22 protein-coding genes are annotated in these 24046 nt (G+C 60.0%); 15 read left to right on the plus strand and 7 right to left on the minus strand.

All coding sequences use genetic code 11. The annotated features are described in order from the left end of the window. Nucleotides 1-653: cytosine permease (locus AAAB16_RS16190; RefSeq protein ID WP_340664243.1), on the minus strand; the 653-nt coding region annotated here is incomplete at its 3' end. Between the two features lie 34 nt (nt 654-687). Beyond that, nucleotides 688-1704, minus strand: coding sequence for an AraC family transcriptional regulator (locus tag AAAB16_RS16195; protein WP_340664244.1), 1017 nt, complete (start codon nt 1702-1704; stop codon nt 688-690). A 129-nt stretch (nt 1705-1833) separates the two neighbouring features. On the opposite strand from AAAB16_RS16195, the gene AAAB16_RS16200 reads away from it, so the two are divergent. After that, a complete protein-coding gene (locus AAAB16_RS16200) occupies nt 1834-2751 on the plus strand; it encodes an SdiA-regulated domain-containing protein (RefSeq protein WP_340664245.1) in 918 nt (305 codons plus the stop codon). A gap of 133 nt (nt 2752-2884) precedes the next feature. Here the strand turns inward: AAAB16_RS16200 and rpiA are convergent, their stop codons facing one another. Further along, nucleotides 2885-3559 carry a ribose-5-phosphate isomerase RpiA gene (gene rpiA, locus AAAB16_RS16205; RefSeq protein WP_340664246.1) on the minus strand — a complete coding sequence of 225 codons (675 nt, stop codon included), beginning with the start codon at nt 3557-3559 and terminating at the stop codon, nt 2885-2887. A 211-nt stretch (nt 3560-3770) separates the two neighbouring features. Here rpiA and ilvA point away from each other — a divergent pair, with 211 nt between their 5' ends. Together ilvA and AAAB16_RS16215 are read left to right on the plus strand one after the other, a co-directional pair. Then, nucleotides 3771-5306: a threonine ammonia-lyase, biosynthetic gene (gene ilvA, locus AAAB16_RS16210; RefSeq protein WP_340664263.1), complete on the plus strand. Its 1536-nt coding sequence runs from the start codon at nt 3771-3773 to the stop codon at nt 5304-5306. A gap of 62 nt (nt 5307-5368) precedes the next feature. Further along, the gene (locus AAAB16_RS16215; protein WP_340664247.1) at nt 5369-5809 is read left to right on the plus strand and encodes a DUF2269 family protein; all 441 of its coding nucleotides are present in this window, start codon (nt 5369-5371) and stop codon (nt 5807-5809) included. Between the two features lie 88 nt (nt 5810-5897). On the opposite strand, the gene AAAB16_RS16220 is transcribed toward AAAB16_RS16215, so the two are convergent. Further along, a complete protein-coding gene (locus tag AAAB16_RS16220) occupies nt 5898-6554 on the minus strand; it encodes an HAD family phosphatase (protein WP_340664248.1) in 657 nt (218 codons plus the stop codon). Between the two features lie 152 nt (nt 6555-6706). Between AAAB16_RS16220 and AAAB16_RS16225 the strand changes: the two genes are divergently transcribed. From AAAB16_RS16225 to AAAB16_RS16235, 3 genes are all read left to right on the plus strand, one after another. After that, nucleotides 6707-7186: an RNA pyrophosphohydrolase gene (locus AAAB16_RS16225; RefSeq protein WP_108099135.1), complete on the plus strand. Its 480-nt coding sequence runs from the start codon at nt 6707-6709 to the stop codon at nt 7184-7186. Between the two features lie 186 nt (nt 7187-7372). Then, complete coding sequence (gene ptsP, locus AAAB16_RS16230; RefSeq protein WP_340664249.1) at nt 7373-9652, plus strand: phosphoenolpyruvate--protein phosphotransferase; 2280 nt, start codon at nt 7373-7375, stop codon at nt 9650-9652. Nucleotides 9653-9655: 3 nt separating this feature from the next. Next, on the plus strand, nt 9656-10492 hold the full coding sequence (locus AAAB16_RS16235; RefSeq protein WP_340664250.1) for a hypothetical protein: 837 nt from the start codon (nt 9656-9658) through the stop codon (nt 10490-10492). A 68-nt stretch (nt 10493-10560) separates the two neighbouring features. Here the strand turns inward: AAAB16_RS16235 and AAAB16_RS16240 are convergent, their stop codons facing one another. Continuing rightward, the gene (locus AAAB16_RS16240) at nt 10561-11307 is read right to left on the minus strand and encodes an NRDE family protein (protein WP_340664251.1); all 747 of its coding nucleotides are present in this window, start codon (nt 11305-11307) and stop codon (nt 10561-10563) included. Nucleotides 11308-11479: 172 nt separating this feature from the next. Here AAAB16_RS16240 and AAAB16_RS16245 point away from each other — a divergent pair, with 172 nt between their 5' ends. From AAAB16_RS16245 to AAAB16_RS16255, 3 genes are read left to right on the plus strand one after another with little or no spacing between them, the layout of a single operon-like run. Beyond that, nucleotides 11480-12262 carry a sulfite exporter TauE/SafE family protein gene (locus AAAB16_RS16245; RefSeq protein ID WP_340664252.1) on the plus strand — a complete coding sequence of 261 codons (783 nt, stop codon included), beginning with the start codon at nt 11480-11482 and terminating at the stop codon, nt 12260-12262. Between the two features lie 9 nt (nt 12263-12271). Then, complete coding sequence (gene lgt / locus AAAB16_RS16250; RefSeq protein WP_340664253.1) at nt 12272-13081, plus strand: prolipoprotein diacylglyceryl transferase; 810 nt, start codon at nt 12272-12274, stop codon at nt 13079-13081. Next, complete coding sequence (locus tag AAAB16_RS16255; RefSeq protein WP_340664254.1) at nt 13078-13872, plus strand: thymidylate synthase; 795 nt, start codon at nt 13078-13080, stop codon at nt 13870-13872. Before lgt ends, AAAB16_RS16255 begins: the two co-directional genes overlap by 4 nt. A gap of 167 nt (nt 13873-14039) precedes the next feature. Here AAAB16_RS16255 and AAAB16_RS16260 read toward each other — a convergent pair whose 3' ends face one another. Then, complete coding sequence (locus AAAB16_RS16260) at nt 14040-15461, minus strand: DASH family cryptochrome (RefSeq protein WP_340664255.1); 1422 nt, start codon at nt 15459-15461, stop codon at nt 14040-14042. Between the two features lie 252 nt (nt 15462-15713). Here AAAB16_RS16260 and AAAB16_RS16265 point away from each other — a divergent pair, with 252 nt between their 5' ends. Then, a complete protein-coding gene (locus AAAB16_RS16265) occupies nt 15714-16496 on the plus strand; it encodes an N-acetylmuramoyl-L-alanine amidase (protein WP_340664256.1) in 783 nt (260 codons plus the stop codon). Nucleotides 16497-16644: 148 nt separating this feature from the next. Here the strand turns inward: AAAB16_RS16265 and AAAB16_RS16270 are convergent, their stop codons facing one another. Then, nucleotides 16645-17028: a response regulator gene (locus tag AAAB16_RS16270; protein ID WP_340664257.1), complete on the minus strand. Its 384-nt coding sequence runs from the start codon at nt 17026-17028 to the stop codon at nt 16645-16647. Nucleotides 17029-17269: 241 nt separating this feature from the next. Here AAAB16_RS16270 and AAAB16_RS16275 point away from each other — a divergent pair, with 241 nt between their 5' ends. The 5 genes from AAAB16_RS16275 (at nt 17270) to AAAB16_RS16295 (ending at nt 23891) form a co-directional block, all read left to right on the plus strand. Then, a complete protein-coding gene (locus AAAB16_RS16275) occupies nt 17270-20767 on the plus strand; it encodes a response regulator (RefSeq protein WP_340664258.1) in 3498 nt (1165 codons plus the stop codon). Beyond that, nucleotides 20767-21588: a CheR family methyltransferase gene (locus tag AAAB16_RS16280; protein WP_340664259.1), complete on the plus strand. Its 822-nt coding sequence runs from the start codon at nt 20767-20769 to the stop codon at nt 21586-21588. The genes AAAB16_RS16275 and AAAB16_RS16280 overlap by 1 nt, the downstream gene beginning before the upstream one ends. Then, nucleotides 21585-22199, plus strand: coding sequence for a chemotaxis protein CheB (locus AAAB16_RS16285; RefSeq protein WP_340664260.1), 615 nt, complete (start codon nt 21585-21587; stop codon nt 22197-22199). Before AAAB16_RS16280 ends, AAAB16_RS16285 begins: the two co-directional genes overlap by 4 nt. Further along, on the plus strand, nt 22193-23398 hold the full coding sequence (locus tag AAAB16_RS16290; RefSeq protein ID WP_340664261.1) for a hybrid sensor histidine kinase/response regulator: 1206 nt from the start codon (nt 22193-22195) through the stop codon (nt 23396-23398). The genes AAAB16_RS16285 and AAAB16_RS16290 overlap by 7 nt, the downstream gene beginning before the upstream one ends. A 178-nt stretch (nt 23399-23576) precedes the next feature. Further along, complete coding sequence (locus tag AAAB16_RS16295) at nt 23577-23891, plus strand: hypothetical protein (protein WP_340664262.1); 315 nt, start codon at nt 23577-23579, stop codon at nt 23889-23891. The last annotated feature ends 155 nt before the right edge of the window (nt 23892-24046 follow it).

The raw sequence follows: 24046 nt of genomic DNA on the forward strand, positions 1-24046 counted from the left end.
TTTTCCAGCAGCACGTCCATGGGAATTTCACTGCTAAAGGAGAAACCGCCAGCCTTCACACACAGGTACACGGCGAGCACCAGCATCATCACCCACACCGCTGGCCCGGCCCAATCCTGAAACTTGCGCACGGTTTCCATGCCGCGCTGGATGATCAACAACTGCAGCGCCCACACCACCACAAAGCAGATCACCTCGAGGGTCGAGTGGCCCAGCAGTTGGCTGCTCTGGTGGAAGGCCAGCAGGCTGTCATTGCGCACCAACAAGGCCACGATGGCGCCGGAGGCCGCAGCGGTTTGCGCGCCGTACCAAAAGCACGCCACCACCGCGCGCACTAGCGCCGGAAAGTTCGCCCCCCATATGCCGAAAGAGGCTCGCGCCAATACCGGAAAGGGTACGCCGGTACGTACCCCGGCAACGCCGACCATATGCATCAAAAAAAAGATCGCCAGCGAACCAATGCCAATGGCGATGATGAAATTCACAAAGCTGCCGCACAGTAGAAACAGGCTGGCGGCCAAGTAGTAACCCCAGAGGCTGTGCACGTCCGAGGTCCAGACGTTAAAGATGGAAAACGCGCCCCAGTTGCGCACGCGGGCGGGGGCAAGGTCTTCGTTGTACAGTTTTGGCGAAGCGCCGGGTGGCATGCTCATGGCGACGGTCCCTGTGGTTTGCGATAAGTTTTTTTTAGCGCCGATACACACTCGGCGTTTGCCCGCTCCAGCGCATAAACGCATGGCGAAAGCTGGCGGTTTCGCTGTAGCCCAATTGCTCGGCAATCAGGTAAATCGGCAGGTCGGTTTGCATCAGCAACTGCCGCGCTTTGTCGTAGCGCACTTCATCGAGCAGGCGCTGGTAGCTGGTATTCATGCGCGTGAGATGGCGGCGCAAGGTGCGTGCGCTGCGGTGCAGGTGGTTGGCCACGCGCTCCAGGCTGCTGGCTTCGCGCATGTTGTTGCTGAGGTGCTGGCGGATCTGTTCCAGCACGTCCTGGCCGCTGTCCAGTTGCGCGGCCAATTTCAAGCATTGCTGCACGCCGTGATGGCAGCTCACCGGGTCGGCCAGCGGCAGTTCGCGGTCCAGCAGCGCGGCGCTGAAACACAAAGCGCTGATGGGTTCGCCGAACTCCACCGGGCAGCCAAGTAAACGGGTGTAGGTGTGGGCGTGCAGTGGCGGGCGATAAGAGAGTTGCACGCGCCGCGGCCGTACGTTTTCCCCGAGCAGGTCACGGATTACAGTCAGCAGCGAAGCCAGGCACAGCTCAGTGTTAAACACCATCAGCTCCGGCGCATAGCGGTAGCCGCTGGCGGTCAGGCGCGCTTCATCGCCATCCTCGTGCAGCTGTAATTTAAAGTAGGTGCCTAGCAACGTCGGTTGCGCCAGCGCGAGGTTGAGCGCGTCGCGCAGGGTACGGCTGGCGAGCATGCTGTAGCCAAGAATGCCGTAGGCCGAGACATGCATGCGCAAACCCATGGACAAACCCAGGGCCGGGTCGCGGGTGCAGTGAATGGCATTGGCGAACACCCGCAGCTCTTGCGCGGGGCTGATGAGTTTTTCCGGGGTTTCCAGATCGGCGCTGCAAAGACCGCTGTCATGCAACAGGCGGTGATGCGCAATGCCGTTTACGCTGAGTTGGCTGACGGCCAGCGCAATGGTGTGGAGGGTGGTTCGAGCACGGTCTTCGGGAAGAGATGACAAACCCATATTTCGCCCTTAACTGCTTCTTCTTGTAACGCCGGCGCAGCGGCGTGCACGGTTAAGTTTCAATTCAGCATGGCTGTGCTATTTCTAGCGCCCTTTTTCGACCCCTTACTTTGTTGCGAGAACGTGCCAATGCGTCGTCTGTTGACCTTGAAGTACCTGTTGGCAACTGTGGTGCTGGGCGTTTTATTAGCCCTGGCAGTGGTCGCTCAGGAGTTTCGTCTGTTCGAACGGGTGTGGTTTCAGGTGCAAGAATGGCGCCATGGTGATGATTGGCAGGCGCGCTCGCTGTGGCTGCCGGCCTATCGAGTAGCCGTGGAAGCCCTGCCGATTGAAGGCTTGAACGAGGATTTATCGGCGCTGACCTACGATCCGGATCGCAACACGCTATTCACCGTGACCAACAAGCGCTCGGAGATCATCGAGCTGAGCCTGCAGGGGCAAATCTTGCGGCGTATTCCGATTGAGGGCTTTGGCGACCCGGAAGCGATTGAATACATCAGCCGCGGTTTGTATGTGATCACCGATGAGCGTCAGCAGCGCTTGATCAAGGTGTGGCTGGACGACAGCTCCACCAAGGTGCGTGCCGAAGATGCCCAGCAATTGACGTTAGGCATTGGCCTCAACGGCAACAAAGGTTTTGAAGGCTTGGCCTACGACCCCAACGGCAAGCGCCTGTTTGTAGCCAAAGAGCGCGACCCGGTGCGTATCTACGAGGTGCATGGTTTCCCCCACACCAATGTCGACCGGCCGTTCTCCGTGCATGTGGTCGACAACCCCAGCCGCGATGCCGGGTTGTTTGTGCGCGATCTGTCCAGCCTGGACTTCGACATGCCCACCGGGCATTTGCTGGCGCTGTCGGATGAGTCGCAGTTGGTGATTGAACTGGATGTTGAGGGCAAACCCATCAGCACCCTGTCGCTGCTCCGCGGCCAGCACGGCCTGAAAAAATCCGTGCCGCAGGCCGAAGGAATTGCCAGCGATAACGCCGGCAATATCTACATCGTCAGTGAGCCGAATTTGTTCTATGTGTTTAAGAAGGGCGAGTGAGTCAGGACGGGGTTCGCCGTACCTGGATCCCCGCCTGCGCGGGGATGACGGTGGTGGTGCAGAAGAGGCCGTCGTCCCCGCACAGGCGGCTGTCCGGCGATTCGGGATCCGGCGATTCGGGTAGGGCGAGGAGTTAGCCGCGCTTGAGGGTTTTCACCCCTTCGCTAGTCCCCAGCAACAACAAATCCGCCCCGCGCGCGGCAAACAAGCCATTGGTGACTACACCGACAATGGCGTTGATCTGGGTTTCCAGCTCGGCGGGGTTGGTGATCTGCATATTCATCACGTCGAGGATGATATTGCCGTTATCGGTGATCACGCCTTCGCGGTACACCGGGTCGCCGCCGAGCTTCACCAGTTCGCGGGCGACATGGCTGCGGGCCATGGGAATCACCTCTACCGGCAGCGGGAAATTGCCTAGCACCGGCACCAACTTGCTGCCGTCAGCGATGCAGATAAAAGTCTGCGCCACTGCCGCGACGATCTTTTCGCGGGTCAGCGCGGCGCCACCGCCTTTGATCAAATTCAGGTGCTCGTCGCTTTCGTCGGCGCCGTCGATATAGAACTCTAGGTCGCTGACGCTATTGAGCTCATACACGGGAATGCCATGGCCTTTCAGGCGCGCGGCGGTGGCTTCGGAGCTGGCCACGGCGCCATCGAAGGCGCCCTTGTGTTGGGCCAGGGCATCAATAAAGCAGTTAGCCGTGGAGCCGGTGCCGACCCCGACGATGCTCTTGTCATTGAGCTTGGGAAGGATGAAGTCGACGGCCGCCTGAGCCACAGCCTGTTTGAGTTGATCCTGAGTCATCGCGGGTTCTGCGCCTGAGGTAAACGGGGGAGGCGCGGATTATAGCCTCGTAGGTTGGGTTGAGCGCAGCCAAGCCCAACAATTGAGGGCGTATCGATTTGAAAGGGCGTGCGCCCCTACTGTTGGGCTTTGCGATGCGCAGCCGACGCAGCCCGATCCAAGCTCGTTCTAGGAGTCGGCGTTATGCCTGGAGTAGACTGGCCCACCCCGCCTGTTAGCCAAAGACGCCGCCATGCTTGAACAGTACGTAAAAAAGACCCTCACCTCGCGCGTATATGACGTCGCGGTGGAAACGCCGTTGCAGCCCGCCCGCCAGCTTTCCGAGCGCCTGGGCAATCAGATTTTGCTGAAACGCGAAGATCTGCAGCCGGTGTACTCGTTCAAGATTCGTGGCGCCTACAACAAGCTGGCCCAACTGAGCCCGGAAGAATTAGCCCGTGGCGTGGTCACCGCCTCGGCCGGCAACCATGCCCAGGGCCTGGCCCTGGCCGCCAAGCACCTGGGGGTAAAAGCCACCATCGTGATGCCGCGCACCACCCCTGAGCTGAAAGTACAGGGCGTGCGCAGCCGCGGTGGCCTGGCGGTGTTGCATGGCGATGCCTTTCCCGAAGCGCTGGCGCATTCGCTGAAGTTGGTGGAAGAGCAGGGCTACGTTTACATCCATCCCTATGACGATGAGTATGTGATTGCCGGGCAGGGCACCATCGCCATGGAAATTCTGCGTCAGCAGCAAGGCCAGCTTGATGCCATTTTTGTTCCGGTCGGTGGCGGCGGGTTGATTGCCGGTATTGCCGCGTTTGTTAAATACCTGCGCCCGGAGATCAAAATCATCGGCGTTGAGCCGGAAGATTCCAATTGCCTGCAAGCCGCCATGGCCGCCGGCGAGCGCGTGGTGCTGAGCCAAGTCGGCTTGTTTGCCGATGGCGTGGCCGTAGCGCAGATCGGCAAGAACAACTTCGATATCTGCCAGCACTATGTTGACGAAGTGATCACCGTCAGCACCGATGAAATCTGTGCGGCGATCAAAGATATCTACGATGACACCCGCTCGATCACCGAGCCTGCTGGCGCGCTGGCGGTGGCGGGGATCAAAAAGTACGTTGAGCGCGAAGGCGTGAGCGGCCAGGTACTGGTGGGTATCGACTCTGGCGCCAACGTCAATTTCGACCGCCTGCGCCATGTTGCCGAGCGTGCCGAGTTGGGCGAAGGCCGTGAAGCCATCATCGCCGTGACCATTCCGGAGAAGCCGGGCAGCTTTAAAGCTTTCTGCGAAGCCATCGGCAAACGGCAAATCACCGAGTTCAACTACCGGTACCACACCGATAGAGAAGCGCACATTTTTGTTGGCGTGCAGACCCACCCGGAAAACGATCCGCGTTCGGCGCTGATTGATGGCCTGCGTGGCCAGGGTTTCCCGGTGCTCGACCTGACCGACAACGAACTGGCCAAGTTGCATATTCGTCACACCGTGGGCGGCCATGCGGCGGCCGTGCCGGACGAAACCGTGTTTCGCTTCGAATTCCCCGAGCGCCCGGGTGCGCTGTTCAACTTCCTCAATAAGCTTGGCGGGCGCTGGAATATCACCATGTTCCACTACCGCAACCACGGCGCCGCCGATGGCCGCGTATTGGCCGCGTTGCAAGTGCCCGAAGATGAGCGTCATCTGGTGCCAGCGGCGTTGGAAGAAATCGGCTACCCGTACTGGGATGAAAGCGCCAATCCAGCCTACAAGCTGTTTCTTGGTTAATTAACGATCAGATGTGCAGCCATCGCCGGTGGCAAGCACACACCGCCTGAAGGGACGCAAGAATGGAACACTACCTGCTGTTCAAGATCATCCACAGTGCCGTAGCCGTGCTGCTGCCGCTGGGCGTGATCGCGCATATTTTTATGCTGTGGAAGGCGCAGCGCCGTGGCGACTTGGCCGTGCTGCAACGCAAAGTGCGCCGCACCCGGTTGATGAGCCTGCCGGTATTTGCCGTGCTGGCGTTGACCTTGCCGGTCAGTGGCTATTACCTGGTAAATATCGCCGGTTGGCCGCTGAGCCAGCTGTGGCTGCTGCTTAGCTCGGTGCTGTTTATCGTGATGATTGTGCTGGGGCTGTTGCTCTCTGGCCGCCTGGCCGCGTGGGAAGCGCTGGGGCCGGTGCCGGCCCCGCAGCGGTTGCAGCGCTTAGCCTTGGTGTATGGCGTGCTGATTCTGGTGCTGCTGGTGGCCATTCTTGGGTTGATGGGCGCTAAACCGGCATAGGCATCTGTAGGCACACCCTGCGGGGCGGCGATCGCTCGTAGGGTGTGCTATGCGCACCAGGCGGTATTGCGGCGAACGGTGCAGTCGATCAATCGCGCAAGCTAATCACCGGCCAGCCGCGACGCTCAGCCTCGGCACGCAAGGTCGGGTCCGGATCCACGGCCACCGCGTGAGCTACTTTCTCCAGCAGCGGCAAATCATTCATCGAGTCGCTATAGAAGTAGCTGTCTTCCAGGTTCAAACCGGTTTCCGCCAGCCAACGATTCAAGCGCGTAACCTTGCCTTCCTTAAAGCACGGCACGTCGGTGGTTTTGCCGGTGTAGCGGCCGTCGACCATCTCGCATTCAGTGGCCAGCAAGGTATCCACACCCAGGCGTGCGGCAATCGGCCCGGTCACAAAACGGTTGGTGGCGGTGATGATCAGCAGCTTGTCGCCAGCGGCGCGGTGTTGCTCCAGCAGGGCCACGGCTTTGGCGGTGATGATGGGCTCTACGCAGTCGCGCATAAACTCGCGGTGCCATTGCTCCAACTGGGCCATCTCGGTGCGGCCGAGGATTTCCAGGCTGAAGTTCAGGTAGTCGGTGATATTCAGCTTGCCGGCCAGGTAGTCCTGATAGAAGGCATCGTTACGCGCTTTATAGGCCGCGCCATCAAGAATGCCGCGCTCGCACAGGTAATCGCCCCAGGCATGATCGCTGTCGCCAGCCAGAAGGGTGTTATCGAGGTCGAACAAGGCCAGGCGCATACGTAATCTCGCTTTACAGATTCAAGACGGAAATAAAAAGGCCCCACAGAATACGGGCTTTACACGGCGCTGCCCATTCCCGCAACTGCCGGTTTGCTGGCATCACGACCTTTGTGAAAGAATGCCGAAACATGCGTTTGCGAGGTTGTGCCGTGATCGATTCTGATGGTTTTCGCCCTAATGTCGGCATCATTCTGACTAATGATGCCGGGCAAGTGCTCTGGGCACGTCGTATCAATCAAGACGCTTGGCAGTTTCCCCAAGGCGGCATTAATGATCACGAGTCGCCGGAAGAAGCGCTGTACCGCGAATTAAATGAAGAAGTCGGGCTTGAGCAGGAAGATGTGCAGATTCTTGCCTGTACCCGTGGCTGGTTGCGGTATCGTCTGCCGCAACGTTTGGTCCGTACCCATAGCCAACCGCTGTGCATCGGGCAGAAGCAGAAGTGGTTTCTGCTGCGCCTGAAGTCGGCGGAAGAGCGGGTGCGTATGGACCTGACCAACAAGCCCGAGTTCGATGGCTGGAAGTGGGTGAGTTATTGGTACCCTCTGGGCCAAGTCGTAACGTTCAAGCGCGAGGTTTATCGCCGCGCCCTGAAAGAACTGGCCCCGCGTTTGCTGGCTAGAGATTGAAGTAGTGACGCATTTAAATATCTTGCGGGCCGCGTAAAAACGTAGCGAGCGAAGGTTAGGTAAGGCGAAATCGGACGAAAAAGCGTAGTTGGCTGTAGCCAATTCGCATTTTGAGCCCGTTTTCAGCGCAGCCTAACCGAGCGCAGTAGTTTTTACGGGGCCCTACGAAGGAGTTCACCTCGAGCCATGCTCAACACGCTGCGCAAGATCGTCCAGGAAGTGAACAGCGCCAAAGACCTCAAGTCGGCGTTGACGATTATTGTGCAGCGGGTGAAAGACGCCATGGGCAGCCAGGTCTGCTCCGTCTACCTGCTCGATCCGGAAACTAACCGTTTTGTGCTGATGGCCACCGAGGGCTTGAACAAGCGCTCCATCGGCAAGGTCAGCATGTCTCCCAGCGAAGGCCTGGTGGGTTTGGTCGGTACCCGCGAAGAACCGTTAAACCTCGAAAACGCCGCTGACCACCCGCGCTACCGCTACTTTGCTGAAACCGGGGAAGAGCGCTACGCCTCGTTCCTGGGCGCGCCGATCATCCACCACCGGCGGGTGATGGGGGTTCTGGTTATCCAGCAAAAGGAGCGTCGCCAGTTCGACGAGGGCGAAGAAGCCTTCCTGGTGACCATGAGCGCGCAGCTCGCTGGCGTTATCGCCCACGCTGAGGCCACCGGCTCCATCCGTGGTCTGGGCCGTCAGGGCAAGGGCATTCAAGAAGCCAAATTTACCGGTGTGGCCGGCTCGCCTGGCGCCGCCGTGGGTACTGCCGTGGTCGTGCTGCCGCCAGCCGACTTGGAAGTGGTGCCAGACAAAACCGTTACCGATATCGCCGCCGAGCTGTTGCTGTTCAACCAGGCGCTGGAGCGCGTGCGTGCCGATATGCGCGCGCTGTCGGCCAAGCTGGCGACCCAGCTACGCCCGGAAGAGCGTGCGCTGTTCGACGTGTACCTGATGATGCTCGACGATGCCGCCCTCGGTGGCGAAGTCACCACGGTGATCAAAACCGGCCAGTGGGCGCAGGGTGCCTTGCGTCAGGTGGTGGGCGAGCACGTCAACCGCTTTGGTCTGATGGACGACGCTTACCTGCGCGAACGTGCCTCCGACGTTAAAGACCTCGGCCGCCGTCTGCTCAGCTACCTGCAGCAGGCGCGCCAGCAAAACCTGGTGTACCCCGACAACACCATTCTGGTCAGCGAAGAGCTGACCCCAGCCATGCTCGGCGAAGTGCCCGAAGGCAAGCTGGTCGGTCTGGTGTCGGTACTCGGTTCGGGTAACTCCCATGTGGCGATTTTCGCCCGCGCCATGGGTATTCCCACGGTGATGGGTGCGGTCGACCTGCCGTATTCGAAAATCGACGGCATTCAGCTGATCGTCGACGGCTACCACGGTGAGGTGTTTACCAACCCCAGCGAAGTGCTGCGCAAGCAATACGTCGAAGTGGTGGAAGAAGAACGCCAACTGACCCAAGGCCTGGCCGCCCTGCGTGAGCTGCCGTGCGAAACCCTTGACGGTCACCGCATGCCGCTGTGGGTCAACACCGGCCTGCTGGCCGATGTGGTGCGCGCTCAAGAGCGCGGCGCCGAGGGTGTGGGCCTGTACCGCACCGAAGTGCCGTTTATTATGAAAGAGCGCTTCCCCAGCGAAAAAGAACAGCTGGCCATCTACCGCGAGCAGTTGGCCGCGTTCCATCCGCTGCCGGTAACCATGCGCAGCCTGGATATCGGCGGTGATAAAGCGCTGTCGTATTTCCCGATCAAAGAAGACAACCCCTTCCTCGGCTGGCGCGGCATTCGCGTCACCCTCGACCACCCGGAAATCTTTCTGGTGCAGACCCGCGCCATGCTCAAGGCCAGCGAAGGCCTGGACAACCTGCGCATCTTGCTGCCGATGATTTCCGGCATCGCCGAACTGGAAGAAGCTTTGCACCTTATCCACAGGGCCTGGGGCGAAGTGCGCGACGAAGGCACCGACGTGCCGTTGCCACCGGTGGGGGTAATGATTGAAGTGCCGGCAGCGGTGTACCAGGTGCGCGAATTGGCCCGCCAGGTGGATTTCCTCTCCGTCGGCTCCAACGACCTGACCCAGTACCTGCTGGCCGTCGACCGCAACAACCCGCGCGTCGCCGACCTCTACGATTTCCTCCACCCCGCCGTGCTGCACGCGCTCAAGCTGGTGGTTGACGGCGCCCATGCCGAAGGCAAGCCGGTAAGTATCTGCGGCGAAATGGCCGGCGACCCGTCGTCGGCCGTACTGCTGATGGCCATGGGGTTTGACGGCTTGTCGATGAACGCCACCAACCTGCCCAAGGTGAAATGGCTGCTACGGCAGATCAGCCTGGGCAAAGCCAAAGAGCTGCTGGCGCAGATTATGACCATCGATAATCCACAGGTTATCCACAGCACCTTGCACCTGGCTTTGCGTAACCTCGGCCTGAGCCGTGTGCTCAATCCCGCTGCCACCATTCAGTCCTGAACCATGGCGCCCGCTGCGCTTGAGCTGACGTTGCTGGCGCAGTTGCGCCTGTCGGCGGCCAGCGGTTTAGTGCAGCAAGGCGACGATCTTTGGGTGGTGGCCGATGACGCCCTTGCCTTGCAGCGCTATGACCTTGCTGGTGTTTGGCAAAGTGAAATAGCCCTGCTGCCCGGCACCTTGCCCGCTGAGGTAAAGGCGCGGAAAAAACGCAAACCCGACTTTGAGGCCTTGCTGGCCTTGCCCGATGGCGCCTTGCTGGCGCTGGGGTCTGGCTCGAAGAAACAACGCTGTCGCGGCTGCCTGGTCTACCAAGGCGGCGTACAGGTGATTGATCTGGCACCGCTTTATCAGGTGCTGGCTGAACAGTTCCAAGAGCTGAATATCGAAGGCGCGGTGGTCTTTGCTGAGCATCTGCTATTGGCCCAGCGTGGCAATGGCGCGGGCGCTGAAAACGCGCTGATCGTTCTTGACCTGGCGCAGGCGTTGGCAGATATCGCCCAGGGCCAACTGACTGCGGCGGGCCTGCGGCATAGTCTCCCTGTGCAATTGGGGGCGGTGCAGGGCGTGCCGCTAAGCTTGACCGATCTGTGTGTAGACCCTGCGGGCCAGCTGTACTTCAGCGCGGCGGCCGAGGCGACCGACTCCAGCTACCTCGACGGGCAGTGCATGGGCAGCGTGCTCGGGCGGTTCGCAGCGGACTTCAGCGTCGAGTGGGTAAAGCCGCTGGCGCCGGTGGCGAAGATTGAAGGGCTGGCGTTTCAAGCGCACCGGCGCCTCCTGCTGGTGGCCGATGCAGATGACCCCGAGCAACCAGCGCCGCTGTTTGAGCTAACGCTGTAGGGTGTGCTGCGCGCACCAACAGGTTTGTGCGCGTATGCCTGGGGGCGCACCCCGAACGCGGGCTACGGCTAGACCTCCAGCCGCACCTCACCCAAATGCCCGCCATAAGGCCCAAAGCTGCGCTCAACCAATAACCGGCTGCCATCGGCGTGCACGATCAAGGCGCTGCACGCTCGGGTGCCGTAGGTGCGGCTGGCGATAAATACGCTGGAGAGCAGTTGCTCGCTGGCCAGGCCAATGCCGGTGTCGGGCAAGCTGGCATCGTCCGGGCGCTGCGGGTCGGTGAGGATGGCGAATAGCGCTTGCGGTTCAGGTTGGTGCAGCACTTCTTTGAGCGCGGCTTTGGCTTTGTCCAGCTTGGGCCAAGGCGTATCCAGCGTAGCGTTGGACAGCCCGTATACACCCGCCTCCAACAGCCGCGGCTGAGCTTCGCGAGAGTTGAAGAACCACAGCTGTTCGCGATCGCCCCACAACAGGTTAAAGCCTGCGTAGTTCGCCGCCCTTGGCAGTAGATCGTCGAGGTAGGCGGCAGCGGAGAGTTCGCCACGGAGAAATTCCGCCACCAGTTCGCCACGGGAGCGGCCGAACGGCGGTTGGCGCGGGTCGCGAATATTGGTCAGGGCGGCAAAGCGGCCATTGGCGCCGATGCCTAGCCAAGCGCCGCCGGCTTCCAGGTCGCGTCCGGCGAGCACTTGCGGCGCGTCTTCCCAAGGCCCCAGTGGTAGTGCGGGGCGGTCGTAGAACTCATCACGGTTGGCGGCCAGCACCAGCGGCTGAACATGGCCGGGGCGCCAGGCAAAAACGATCAGACACATAAACCATTCCTTGTGCGGCTGGCGCAGTGGACGACTGCGTACAGGTACTCCCGTACCGGGAGCTCGGCTCACTTTACCCAAGCCCGTAGTCGGCTTCCATCGTCATCTCGGGCGCGGGTGTGGAGAGGGCCGGGCGCATCCGCTACCATGCCGCATTGTTTTGGGGGTGCGGATGGAATTTCTGCTGTATTTGCTGCTGGGTGCCGGGGCTGGCGTACTCGCCGGGCTGTTCGGCGTGGGTGGCGGCATTATCATCGTGCCCGTACTGGTGTTCAGTTTTACCGCCCAAGGTTTTGACTCCGCCATCCTCACCCAGATGGCCGTGGGCACTTCGCTGGCGACCATTATCTTTACCTCGATCAATGCCGTGCGCGAGCACCACCGCAAGGGCGCGGTGCGCTGGGAAATCGTGCTGTGGATGAGTATGGGCATCGTCGTCGGTGCCGGCCTTGGCGCGCTTACGGCCAAGGCCATCCATGGCGAATATCTGCAAAAAATCATCGGCGTATTTGCTATCGCCGTCGCCCTGCAAATGGCCTTCGCCCTGAAACCCAAAGCCAGCCGTGATGTCCCAGGCAAGCCTGGGCTTGGCGTTGCCGGCGTGCTGATTGGTTGGGCGTCGGCGCTATTTGGCGTTGGCGGCGGTTCAATGACCGTGCCGTTCCTGAGCTGGCGCAGCGTGCCGATGCAGCAGGCGGTCGCCACCTCGTCGGCGTGCGGCTTTCCCATCGCCCTGGCCGGTGCCCTGAGTTTTATCATCGTCGGCTGGCATGACCCGCGGCTGCCGCAATGGAGCCTGGGTTTTATCTACCTGCCAGCCTTGCTGGGCATTGCCCTGACCAGTATGTTTTTTGCCAAATTTGGCGTGCGGTTGGCGCATAAACTGTCGCCGCTGTTGCTCAAGCGTTTATTCGCCCTGCTGCTGGTTTGCGTGGGCACGAGTTTCTTGATTTAAGGAGAGCCCATGCTCGCTTACCCGAATATCGACCCGGTGGCCCTGGCCCTCGGCCCGCTGAAAATCCACTGGTACGGCCTCATGTACCTGATCGGCATCGGCGGCGCCTGGTGGTTGGCCTCGCGCCGGCTGGAGCGTTTCGACGCCACCTGGAGCAAAGAGAAACTCTCTGACCTGGTGTTCTGGGCCTCCATGGGCGTCATCCTTGGTGGGCGCTTGGGCTATGTGTTGTTCTACGACCTCAGTGCCTACGTCGCCAACCCGCTGCTGATTTTTGAGGTGTGGAAGGGCGGTATGTCGTTCCATGGCGGCTTTATCGGCGTGATGTTGGCCATGCTCTGGTTTGGCAAACGCAACGGCAAAAGCTTTTTTGAACTGATGGACTTTATTGCCCCGCTGGTGCCGATTGGCCTGGGTGCCGGGCGTATCGGCAACTTTATCAATGCCGAATTGTGGGGCAAGGCCACCGACGTGCCGTGGGCGATGATTTTCCCCACCGACCCGGCGCAACTGCCGCGTCACCCGTCGCAGCTGTACCAGTTCGCCCTGGAGGGCGTGGCGCTGTTTGTCATCCTCTGGCTGTACTCGCGTAAACCGCGGCCGACCATGGCCATTTCCGGCATGTTCGCCCTGTTTTACGGCATCTTCCGTTTTATCGTCGAATTCGTCCGCGTGCCGGATGCCCAGCTCGGTTACCTGGCGTGGGGCTGGCTGACCATGGGCCAAGTGCTGTGCGTGCCAATGGTTATCGCCGGTGCGGCGCTGATTGTTTGGGCTTATCGCCGCGCCCCAGTTGACGCCAAAGGAGTCGCGCAATGAAGCAATACCTCGACATGATGCGCCTGGTGCGCGAGACCGGCACCTTTAAGGCCGACCGCACAGGTACCGGCACCTACAGCCTGTTTGCCCACCAAATGCGCTTCAACCTGGCCGATGGTTTTCCCCTGGTAACCACGAAAAAGTGCCACCTGAAATCCATCGTCCATGAGCTGCTGTGGTTTCTGCAGGGCGACACCAATATCAAGTACCTGAAAGATCACGGCGTGCGCATCTGGGATGAATGGGCCGACGAAAACGGCGACCTCGGCCCGGTGTATGGCTACCAGTGGCGCAACTGGCCGGCGCCCAATGGTGAGTCGGTTGACCAGATCAGCAAGCTGATCGACATGATTAAAAAGAATCCCGACTCACGCCGCCTGATGGTCTCGGCGTGGAACCCGGCGCTGGTCGAGCAGATGGCCCTGCCGCCGTGTCACGCGCTGTTCCAGTTCTATGTCGCCGACGGCAAGCTGAGCTGCCAGTTGTACCAACGCTCGGCCGACATCTTTCTGGGTGTGCCTTTCAATATCGCCAGCTACGCGCTGCTGACCTTGATGGTGGCTCAGGTCTGCGACCTGCAACCGGGTGAATTTATCTGGACCGGCGGCGACTGCCACCTGTACGCCAACCACCTGGAACAGGCCGACCTGCAACTGACCCGCGAGCCGTTGCCGCTGCCAACCATGAAGCTCAACCCGGAGGTGAAGGACTTGTTTGCCTTCAAATTCGAAGACTTCGAACTGCAAAACTACCAAGCGCATCCGCATATTGCGGCGCCGGTAGCGGTTTAAGCGCGGTTCTGGTTCGGGGGATGTGCGTACGCCATCCGCTAACCCTCTCCCCCAATGGGCGAGGGGACTGGATCAGCGTTGGCGCCTAGCCACGCTTCTAAGCCGAGTGCCGTTTAGCTCCCCTCGCCCGCTTGCGGGAGAGGGGCTGGGGGTGAGGGCGGGCCCTTTTACGCAACATCCGGCAAATACGGTTGCCAACTCTCAGGCACATGCTCCAAACGCGGGTAGTTCAGGGCATTGAGTTGCAGGTGCGAGAGAATAAACGGCGTATGCCGTAAGTGCTGGGGCAGGGCGCGTAGCTCGCTCAGCCACAGGCTGACGTAGGCCGCTTGCGGGTCAAAGCGTCGCGCTTGCAGCAGGGGGTTGAGCGCCTGGCTGCGCACCGGGTCGCAGGCGATGCCGGTAAGGTACGCCCAGTTGCCCCAGTTGCTCGCCGCTTCATAGTCCAACAAATGCTCTTCAAACCAGGCGGCGCCGTGGCGCCAGTCTTGGCGCAGTTCGTTGACCAAATAACTGGCCACTACCTGCCGGCCGCGCTTGCTGATAAAGCCGGTGGCGGCCAGCTCGCGCATGCAGGCGTCCACCAGCGGCATGCCGGTGCGGCCTTGGGTCCAGTGCAGAAAACGTTCATCCACCGCTGTTGGTGCTTGTTGCGTGGCTTTCAGGCCGCCGGCTTGGAACAGCGCTTCGCCGCGGCGCACCAGGGTCCAGCGGAAGAACTCGCGCCATAGCACGGCGCGCCAGAGTTCCTGGGTGGAATCGTTGCGGCCGTACTGCGCTTCGTGGCGGCGTAGGTCGGCCACCACGCGGCGCACCGACAGGCAGCCGTTGGCCAACCAAGGCGAAAGTTTCGAGGAGTATTCGGTGCCGATCAGACTGTCGAGCGCCGTCGCGTATTGGCGCACGCCCTGGCTGTCCCATAGGTAATCGCGCAGGCGACCTTGGGCGGCCACTTCGCCACCGGAAAACGGGAAGGCGCTGTCGGCGACATAAATAGGCTCGCCCAGGCCTAAATGGGACAAAGTCGGTGGCGGCATCAGCAGTTCTACGGCCGCTTCCGGAATCGCCGGCAAACGCTCTGGCGCGGCGAGCGGTTGGAACACCACCAGGCGTTCCTCCATCACCGCACAAAAGTCGCGGTACACCGCCGGTAGTTGTTCGACGGCACACGGTAACTCGCTGGCTTGCAACAGGCCATGGCCCGGCACTTCTCGTAGCGCGACCTCACCGAGTTTGGCGCGCAGGCGGGCGATTTCACCCAGGGCCTGGGGCGCGATCTCTTCATGGGTGACCACTTCGCTGATATCCAGACGCTCAGCCAGCAGCGGCAAGATGTGTTCAGGTTGGCCCTGCACCACCAGTAGGTGCGAGCCACGTGCACGCAGTGCGCTGTCCAGCGCGAGCAAACTTTCCAGCAGAAAACGCGCCCGATGCACGCCCAGTTGGCGTGAGCCGAGCGGGCCTTGTTGCAGCAACTTGGGGTCGAGCACGTAGACTGGCAGCATCCGTTCGGCGCTGGCCGCGGCGTGTAACGCGGGGTGGTCGTCCAAACGCAGGTCGTGTTTGAACCACAATAAAGAGCGGCGCATGCATGATTTCCTTGTCAGTGCTTGGCGGCATATAAAGAGCGCCCAAGGCGGGCCTGCAGCTAAATATAGGTGGGCGTTTTTTATCCATAACGCCGCTTGTCTGGCGCTTTTGGTCGGCGGAAAACTGGCACTGGGTATATCCAGCAGGCAGCGCCGCTCGCAAAGCACTAAACTAGCGACCGTTATACCGAGGGCGCCGCTGAAGTGGCAACTAGCCAGCCCGTCTTAACCAGAGCCCATTCGCGATTTCCGATGAAGAACCTGCTTTTAGTCGTCCTCCTTTCAACGTTGCTTGGCTGCACTGGCCTGCGTATCGACACCAGCCATCCTTCGCAAAACCAGGATGAGCGAGTGCAATACGTCATCCTGCATTACACCTCCACCGGCCTTGAGCGCTCTTTGCAGTTGCTCACCAAAGGCGAGGTCAGCAGCCACTACCTGATCGACGCCGGCCCGGCCACCATTTACCAACTGGTGGACGAGCGCAAACGCGCCTGGCATGCCGGTGAAAGCGAGTGGGAAGGGCGCACCTGGCTGAATTCCACCTCCATTGGTATCGAGCTGGTCAACCCAGGCTACGACGAAACCCCGCAAGGGCGCGTGTGGTATCCGTTCAGTGAGGTGCAGATTCAAGCGTTGATCGCGCTGCTTAAAGACATCACCGCGCGCAACCATATCGAGCCGCGCCACGTGATTGGCCATAGCGATATTGCCCCGCTGCGCAAACTGGACCCGGGCCCGCTATTCCCTTGGCAGCGCCTAGCCGCCGCGGGCTTTGGGCTATGGCCAGACGCCAAGTCGGTAAGCGAAGCGCAAGTGGCGTTCGAGCAACACTTGCCGTCGATTAGCTGGTACCAACAGCAACTGGCCAAGGTCGGCTATGCCACGCCGCAGAATGGCGAGTTGGACGTGGCGACCCGCCATGTGCTTGCCGCGTTCCAGATGCACTACCGCCCGCACCGCTTTGACGGCACGCCGGATGCGCAAACCGCAGCGCTATTGGTGGTGCTCAATCAGATGAATAAGCCGAAGTAGTGGTCGCCGCTTGCGGCGTACCGAGCTTTTTGCGTGTAGATGGCGGTTCGGCGATTCGCAATCCAGGCTGGTTCGGGTGAGTAACCAACGCCAAGATTCTGCGGCCCCGCCTACGCGGGGACGAGGATGGTCGGTGGGGGTGATGGGATCAAGCCAACATCCCGGCAACCGTCGTGCGCAGCAGATCAAGGCTAAACGGCTTGGTAATGGTCGCGACCTTCGCGCCGCTGGCGCTGGTCGGGTAGTCCTGTGCGGCATAGCCACTGGCAAATAGCACTGGCAGGTCTGGGCGTACTTCGCGCGCGGCGGCCATCAGTTGTTGCCCGCTCATGCCGGGCAGGCCGATATCGCTCATCAGCAGATCAAGGTGCTGATCGCTATTAATGATGGTCATGGCATCCGTACCGTTCTCGGCCTGTAACACCTGATAATCCAGCTCCTCCAACACCTCCACGGTGAGCATGCGCACCACGTCGTCGTCCTCGACCAAGAGGATGGTTTTTGCTGGGCTTTCTAGCGTGTTGTCGGGCATGTGCCTGTCTCGAGCTGGGTGCGAATTAAAGGGTGAAAATAAAGTTGCAACTGCTTGGCTGCGCCGTTGACCAAGTCTCTGGCCCGGTGTTTGCTGCCGGGCGCGCAAACGTGCGCAAGAGTACCTGTGGCCTGGAGCGCGGGCTACGGTGAAACGGTGTTTCTTCGGCGTTTGTAGGAATAACCATGCACATTTCCAGGCCTTTACGGCAGAATCGTGAATTTTTACCCAGGGAACGCAGATGCCCACCTCTACCGCCATTAATGAACAAGGCTTTCGCCGCATCTTAAGCCGCAACGTTGCTTTGCCCTTGGGCATGGGCGTGCTCAGCGCGGTGTTCTTTATCGGCCTGGTGTACTACTTGCTCAACGTCTTGCAGTGGGTGGAACACACCGACCGGGTTATCGGTAATACCAACGATGCCTACCGCCTGACTATCGATCAGGAGACCGGCATGCGCGGTTACCTGATCACCGGCGATGAAAAATTCCTTTCGCCTTTTGAAGTGGCCCGTCCGCGCATTGCTTCCGAGCTGCAAGCGCTAAAAGAGCTGGTCAAAGACAACCCTGGCCAAGTCGACCGTTTCCGCCGCATCGAAGCCCTGCAGCAACAATGGGCCAAATTTGCTGACGCGGTGATCGAAAGCCGCCGTAGCGGCAACGACTACCAGGGCGTGATTTCCAGCGGCCGTGGCAAAGAACTGACTGACGAAATCCGCAAAGGTTTCGACGAAATTATTGCCAGCGAGCAGCAACTGCGCTTCCAGCGTAACAACGAAGCCAATAACACCGTGGTGCTCACCATCGCCCTGTACCTGCTGTTCAGCCTGGCAGTCAGCGGCATTCTGGCGTTTGTTGGCCGGCGGGAACTGTTGGGATTGTCGAATAACTATTCGAATTCATTGCTTGAGCAGCAACGTAGTGCCGCAGTGATTCAGCAGAAGGCCTGGCTGCGCAATGGCCAAAGCTTGTTGGCCGAGCAAGTGTTGGGGCAAAAGACCCTCTCACAACTGGGCCAAGCGGTGCTTAGCCAATTGGCCAGTTACCTCGGTGTCAGCGTGGCCGCGTTCTACGTGCGCGACCCAGTCGGCGGGGTGGAGCGCGTGGCCACCTTTGGCTTTGCTGCGGACCAAGAAAACACCGAGCAGCGTTTTTCCGGCAACGACAGCATGGTCGGCCAGGCCGTGCAGGAACGCCGCCTAATCCGCCTGGACAACCTGCCCCACGCCTACCTCAGCGTAGCCTCGGGCCTGGGTAGCACCTCGCAGCTGAATATCGTGGTGCTGCCGATCAGCAATGAAAACCAGGTTAACGGTGTATTGGAGCTGGCCTTTCTGCGCCCGATCACCGACACCGACCTGGAATTCCTCGAACTGGTCAGCGCCAATATCGGCACCTCTATCGACGCCGCCCATTACCGTCAGCGCCTGCAAGACGTGCTGGCCGAAACCCAGCAGCTCAACGAAGAGCTGCAAGTGCAGCAAGAAGAACTGCGCACCGCCAACGAAGAACTCGAAGAACAATCGCGGGTGCTCAAAGAGTCCCAGGCTCACTTGGAAACCCAGCAGGCCGAACTGGAGCAGACCAACGAACAACTGGCCGAACAGGCCCAGCGCCTGGAAGACCAGCGCGACACGCTCGACGAGAAAAACAACGCCCTCGGCGTTGCCCAGCGCGAGCTGGAAGAGCGCGCCCAGGAACTGCAACGCGCCAGCCTGTACAAGTCGGAATTCCTCGCCAACATGAGCCACGAGTTGCGCACGCCGCTCAATAGCTCGCTGATTCTGGCCAAGCTGCTAGGCGACAACCCCGACGGTAACCTCACCGCCGAGCAAGTGAAGTTCGCCGACTCGATCTACTCCGCCGGCAACGACCTGCTGCTGTTGATCAACGACATCCTCGACATCTCCAAAGTCGAGGCTGGCAAGCTCGACGTACGCCCGCAAAACATGCCGGTCAATCGCCTGGTGGAAACCTTGCGTACGGTGTTCCAACCGGTGGCCGGGGAGAAGAGCCTGGGCTTTAGCATCGACCTGCAACCCAGCGTGCCCGCCACCCTGTATACCGACCAGCAGCGCGTTGAGCAGATTCTGAAAAATCTGCTCTCCAATGCCATCAAGTTCACCGAGCAAGGCCAGGTCACCCTGAGTATTTCTCGCCAGGCCGATGGCCGCGTGGCCTTTGCCGTGACCGACACCGGCATCGGCATTCGCCAAGACCAACAAGACTATATTTTCGAGGCCTTCCGCCAGGCCGATGGCACCACCAACCGCCGCTACGGCGGCACCGGCCTGGGCCTGTCGATTTCCCGCGACCTGGCCACCTTGCTGGGCGGCTCTATCCATGTGGTCAGCGCGCCAGGCAAGGGCAGCACCTTTACCCTGGTACTGCCGCAGGCCTATGAAGAGGTGGTGACCCAGAGCGCCAGCTCTGTCGTGGCCCCCGACCCGGTCGCAGCGGCTATTCAAGCAACGACGCCGGTGCCCGTGGCCAGTGGTTTGGCGGCGCCTGTGGTGGCTCAGTTCGCCGACGACCGTGAACGCATGGACCGCGGCGGGCGCAGCATTTTGGTGATCGAAGACGAGCCCAACTTTGCGCAGATCCTCTTCGACCTGGCCCACGAGTTGAAATACAGCTGCCTGGTCGCCCATGGCGCCGACAACGGTCTGGAGCTGGCCGCCACGCATATACCGGACGCCATTCTGCTGGATATGCGCCTGCCCGATGCCTCCGGCCTGACCGTGTTGCAACGCCTGAAAGAGAACCCACTGACCCGGCATATTCCCGTGCATGTGATTTCCGTCGAAGACCGCATGGAAGCCGCCCTGCAACTGGGCGCCATCGGCTACGCGGTAAAACCCACTACCCGTGAGCACCTCAAAGGCGTGTTTGCCAAGCTTGAGGCCAAGCTGGCGCAGCGGGTTAAGCGCGTGCTGCTGGTCGAAGACGATGCCCTGCAACGCGACAGCATTGCCCGTTTGATTGGTGACGACGACATCGAAATCACCGCCGTTGAGTTTGGCGGGCAAGCGTTGGAGCTGCTGCGCAGCAATGTGTACGACTGCATGATCATCGACCTCAAGCTGCCGGATATGCGCGGCAATGATCTGCTCAAGCGCATGTCGGACGAAGACATCTGCTCCTTCCCGCCGGTGATCGTTTACACCGGGCGCAACCTGACCCGTGATGAAGAAATCGAGCTGATGAAGTACTCACGCTCAATCATCATTAAAGGTGCGCGCTCACCCGAACGCCTGCTCGATGAAGTGACCCTGTTCCTGCACAAAGTCGAGTCGCAGTTGTCCAGCGAGCGGCAAAACATGCTGAAAACGGCGCGTAACCGCGACAAGGTATTTGAAGGTCGGCGCATCCTGCTGGTGGACGATGACGTGCGTAACATCTTCGCCCTTACCAGCGCCTTGGAGCATAAAGGTGCGGTGGTGGAAGTGGCTCGCAACGGCCGCGAAGCCTTGACTAAGCTGGAAGAGGTCGAAGATATCGACCTGGTGCTAATGGACGTGATGATGCCGGAAATGGACGGCTACGAAGCCACCGCGGAAATTCGCAAGAACCCGCGCTGGCGCAAGCTGCCGGTGATTGCCGTGACCGCCAAAGCGATGAAAGACGACCAGGACCGCTGTCTGCAGGCCGGTGCCAATGACTACCTGGCCAAGCCCATTGATTTGGACCGGCTGTTCTCGCTGATCCGCGTATGGATGCCCAAACTGGAACGGATTTGATGCCACCTGACCGCGACATAGAGATCGAGCTGCGCCTGCTGATCGAGGCCATCTACCTCAAGTACAACTACGACTTTCGTGACTACAGCGGCGCGTCGTTCAAGCGCCGGGTAAAGCACGCGTTGCAGCAGTTCAACTGCAATACCATCACGGCGTTGCAGGAGCGCATCCTGCACGAGCCCAGCGCGTTTATGCAGTTGTTGCAGTACCTGACCATTCCCGTGAGCGAGATGTTTCGCGACCCCAGCTACTACCTGGCGCTGCGCCAGCAAGTGGTGCCGTTGCTGAAAACCTACCCGTCGGTAAAGGTCTGGGTGGCCGGCTGTAGCACGGGGGAGGAGGTGTATTCGCTGGCTATCCTGCTCAAGGAAGAGGGCCTGCTGGAACGCTCGATTATCTATGCCACGGATATCAACCCACGCTCCCTGGAAAAAGCCGAACGCGGCATTTTCTCCCTGGAAAATATCCGCACCTACACCGAGAACTACCAGAAGGCCGGCGGCCAGCGAGCATTCTCTGACTACTACACGGCCGCCTATGAAGGCGCGCTGTTCGACAAGTCACTGTGCGAGAACGTGACTTTTGCCGATCACAGCTTGGCCACTGACAGCGTGTTTTCTGAAACCCAGCTGATCTCGTGCCGCAACGTGCTTATCTACTTCAACAAAACCCTGCAAGACCGCGCGGTCGGCCTGTTCCACGAATCGCTCTGCCACCGTGGCTTTCTCGGTTTGGGCAGCAAGGAAAGCCTGGATTTTTCCAGCTACGCCAAGCGCTTTGAACCCCTGGTAAAACACGAACGGATCTTTCGTAAAGCATGAACACCGGCACCCTCGACAACCTGCTGCAAACCCGCGTCAGTGCGCTGGAAGCTGTGGTGGTGGGCGCGTCGGCCGGCGGTGTACAGGCGTTGCTGCAAATTTTTTCCGGTTTAGGCGCCGACTTTCGCCTGCCGATCATTACGGTGCTGCACCTGCCTGATGATCGCCGTAGCCAGTTGGCCGAAGTGTTCCAGCAGCGCCTGGGCATTCGCGTAAAGGAAGCCGACGACAAAGAAACCCTGCAAGGCGGCACGCTGTACTTTGCCGCGTCGGGTTACCACCTGTTAATCGAGTTGGACCGCAGCTTCTCCCTGAGCCGGGAAGAACCGCTGCATTTTTCCCGGCCCTCCATCGACGTTTTATTTGAAACTGCTGCCGATGTTTATGGCACTGCGCTGCTGGGTATTTTGCTCACCGGCGCCAACGAGGACGGCGCAAAAGGATTAGCAACCATCCACCACAGTGGCGGTCTGACCGTCGTGCAAGACCCTACGGACGCCCAGGTGCCTACCATGCCCGAAGCCGCGTTGGCGCTGCATCGCGCTGATTTTGTGTTACCGCTAACTGGCATCCAGGCGTTGCTCGCGGAGTTGAATAGAAGCTCATGCTAAACACCACCGAAGCCAAACTGCTGATCGTCGACGACCTGCCGGAAAACCTGTTGGCCCTCGACGCGTTGATCCGTGGTGAGGGCCGTCAAGTGTTCCAAGCCACCTCGGGTGAAGAGGCACTGGGGCTGCTCTTGCAGCACGAATTTGCCCTGGCCATTCTTGATGTGCAGATGCCCGATATGAACGGCTTTGAACTGGCCGAGCTGATGCGCGGCACGGAAAAAACCAAGCACATCCCCATTGTTTTTGTTAGCGCTGCCGGGCGTGAGATGAACTACGCCTTTACCGGCTACGAAAGCGGTGCCGTCGACTTTCTGCAAAAGCCGCTGGATATCCAGGCGGTACAAAGCAAGGTGACGGTTTTCGTTGAACTGTTCCGCCAACGCCAGGCCATCAACGAACAAGTGATCGCCCTGGAAAAAGGCCGCAAGGAGCAGGAGATTCTGCTCAGCGAGCTGCGCACCGCTCAGGACGAACTGCACCGCGCCGTGCGCATGCGTGACGACTTTATGTCCATCGTCTCCCACGAGCTGCGCACCCCCCTTAATGGCCTGGTGCTGGAAACCCAACTGCGCAAGCTGCGCCTTACCAAAGGCGATACAGCGGCTTTTACTCCCGACAAGCTCAAAGCCATGACCGAGCGCGATGAGCGCCAGATCAATAGCTTGGTGCGCCTGATTGAGGACATGCTCGACGTGTCGCGTATTCGCACCGGCAAGCTGTCCATTCGCCCCACCCGTTTCGACCTCTCCGACCTGGTGGGCAGAGTGCTGGAAAACTACAGCGCCCAGATCGCCGCGGCCGGTTGTGAAGTCTCCTTGAGTGCTGCCGAACCGGTGAGCGGCCTGTGGGACGAATTCCGTATCGAGCAGGTGGTGGTTAACCTACTGACCAACGCCCTGCGCTACGGCGCGAAAAAGCCGGTCGAGCTGCGTGTGCGGGCCACGCCCGAGGGCGCCTGCATTGAGGTGCAGGATCATGGCATCGGTATTGGTACCACAGACCTGGCGCGCATCTTTCAGCAATTCGAGCGCGTTTCCTCCAATGAGGTGACCCAGGGCTTGGGGTTGGGCCTGTATATCACCGAGCAGATCGTTGCCTCGCACCAGGGCACGATTGAGGTGGAGAGCCGCCCAGGGGAGGGCTCGCTATTTCGCGTCTACCTGCCGCTGCAATCGCACAGCGTTGCTACCAGCTAAACGCCGTTTCGCTTAGACGCCAAAACGGGCGGGTATAAGCGGTCGTGCAATGTGCAACCAGGCCGCTTCGATTTGTTTTTTAAGATATTGATTTATAAGGGTTTTTTTAAATAAATTTGTTGGCACGGCACCTGCAATTTCAGAGATAAGAAATCTGATCTGCGATGGAGTCGCCGCCATGAACACTGTACTGAACCTGCTTAGCGCCGCTGCTGTGGTTGTTGCTGGTGCTTATGCTGCCGCTACCACGTCTGCCCCCGAAGCTGTCGTCGTCCAGTCAGTGACCAAAGCCAGCCACGCGCAAATGCTCAATAAGCCGCTGACCGAGCCGCAGTGGGCCGAAAGCCCGTTTATGCAGCCAGAGCCGCAAATGGCCAGCAACCAGGCCGCGCCTGTTGGTGACGTACTGCGTGGCGCGCAATGGCAAAACGTCAGCGATGACGCCGAAAACGCCCACGTACCAAAACCAGAAAACCAGCGTTGGGTGTTCTGACTTCACGTTGCCTTGGTAATTTTGCATACCGACGGATGTCAGGTGCTTTGAGCGCTTGGTTGTCATAAAGGTCGGGTTAGTTTTTGTCTGTCTGAGTTTGAGGATAAATGCCATGTCTAAAGCCGCGATGGTCCTGTTGGTGCTGGCCTTTGTTT

The organism is Pseudomonas sp., assembly GCF_037994325.1.
GTDB lineage: Bacteria > Pseudomonadota > Gammaproteobacteria > Pseudomonadales > Pseudomonadaceae > Aquipseudomonas.

Bases quoted from the DNA above. Each gene is read 5' to 3' on its own strand.
- ptsP (WP_340664249.1), top strand. From the start codon at position 7,373: ATGCTCAACACGCTGCGCAAGATCGTCCAGGAAGTGAACAGCGCCAAA.
- AAAB16_RS16270 (WP_340664257.1), bottom strand. From the start codon at position 17,028: ATGCCCGACAACACGCTAGAAAGCCCAGCAAAAACCATCCTCTTGGTC.
- AAAB16_RS16215 (WP_340664247.1), top strand. From the start codon at position 5,369: ATGGAACACTACCTGCTGTTCAAGATCATCCACAGTGCCGTAGCCGTG.
- rpiA (WP_340664246.1), bottom strand. From the start codon at position 3,559: ATGACTCAGGATCAACTCAAACAGGCTGTGGCTCAGGCGGCCGTCGAC.
- AAAB16_RS16280 (WP_340664259.1), top strand. From the start codon at position 20,767: ATGCCACCTGACCGCGACATAGAGATCGAGCTGCGCCTGCTGATCGAG.
- AAAB16_RS16220 (WP_340664248.1), bottom strand. From the start codon at position 6,554: ATGCGCCTGGCCTTGTTCGACCTCGATAACACCCTTCTGGCTGGCGAC.
- AAAB16_RS16200 (WP_340664245.1), top strand. From the start codon at position 1,834: ATGCGTCGTCTGTTGACCTTGAAGTACCTGTTGGCAACTGTGGTGCTG.
- AAAB16_RS16265 (WP_340664256.1), top strand. From the start codon at position 15,714: ATGAAGAACCTGCTTTTAGTCGTCCTCCTTTCAACGTTGCTTGGCTGC.
- AAAB16_RS16285 (WP_340664260.1), top strand. From the start codon at position 21,585: ATGAACACCGGCACCCTCGACAACCTGCTGCAAACCCGCGTCAGTGCG.
- AAAB16_RS16195 (WP_340664244.1), bottom strand. From the start codon at position 1,704: ATGGGTTTGTCATCTCTTCCCGAAGACCGTGCTCGAACCACCCTCCAC.
- AAAB16_RS16295 (WP_340664262.1), top strand. From the start codon at position 23,577: ATGAACACTGTACTGAACCTGCTTAGCGCCGCTGCTGTGGTTGTTGCT.
- AAAB16_RS16245 (WP_340664252.1), top strand. From the start codon at position 11,480: ATGGAATTTCTGCTGTATTTGCTGCTGGGTGCCGGGGCTGGCGTACTC.
- AAAB16_RS16255 (WP_340664254.1), top strand. From the start codon at position 13,078: ATGAAGCAATACCTCGACATGATGCGCCTGGTGCGCGAGACCGGCACC.
- AAAB16_RS16275 (WP_340664258.1), top strand. From the start codon at position 17,270: ATGCCCACCTCTACCGCCATTAATGAACAAGGCTTTCGCCGCATCTTA.
- lgt (WP_340664253.1), top strand. From the start codon at position 12,272: ATGCTCGCTTACCCGAATATCGACCCGGTGGCCCTGGCCCTCGGCCCG.
- AAAB16_RS16260 (WP_340664255.1), bottom strand. From the start codon at position 15,461: ATGCGCCGCTCTTTATTGTGGTTCAAACACGACCTGCGTTTGGACGAC.
- AAAB16_RS16290 (WP_340664261.1), top strand. From the start codon at position 22,193: ATGCTAAACACCACCGAAGCCAAACTGCTGATCGTCGACGACCTGCCG.
- AAAB16_RS16240 (WP_340664251.1), bottom strand. From the start codon at position 11,307: ATGTGTCTGATCGTTTTTGCCTGGCGCCCCGGCCATGTTCAGCCGCTG.
- AAAB16_RS16235 (WP_340664250.1), top strand. From the start codon at position 9,656: ATGGCGCCCGCTGCGCTTGAGCTGACGTTGCTGGCGCAGTTGCGCCTG.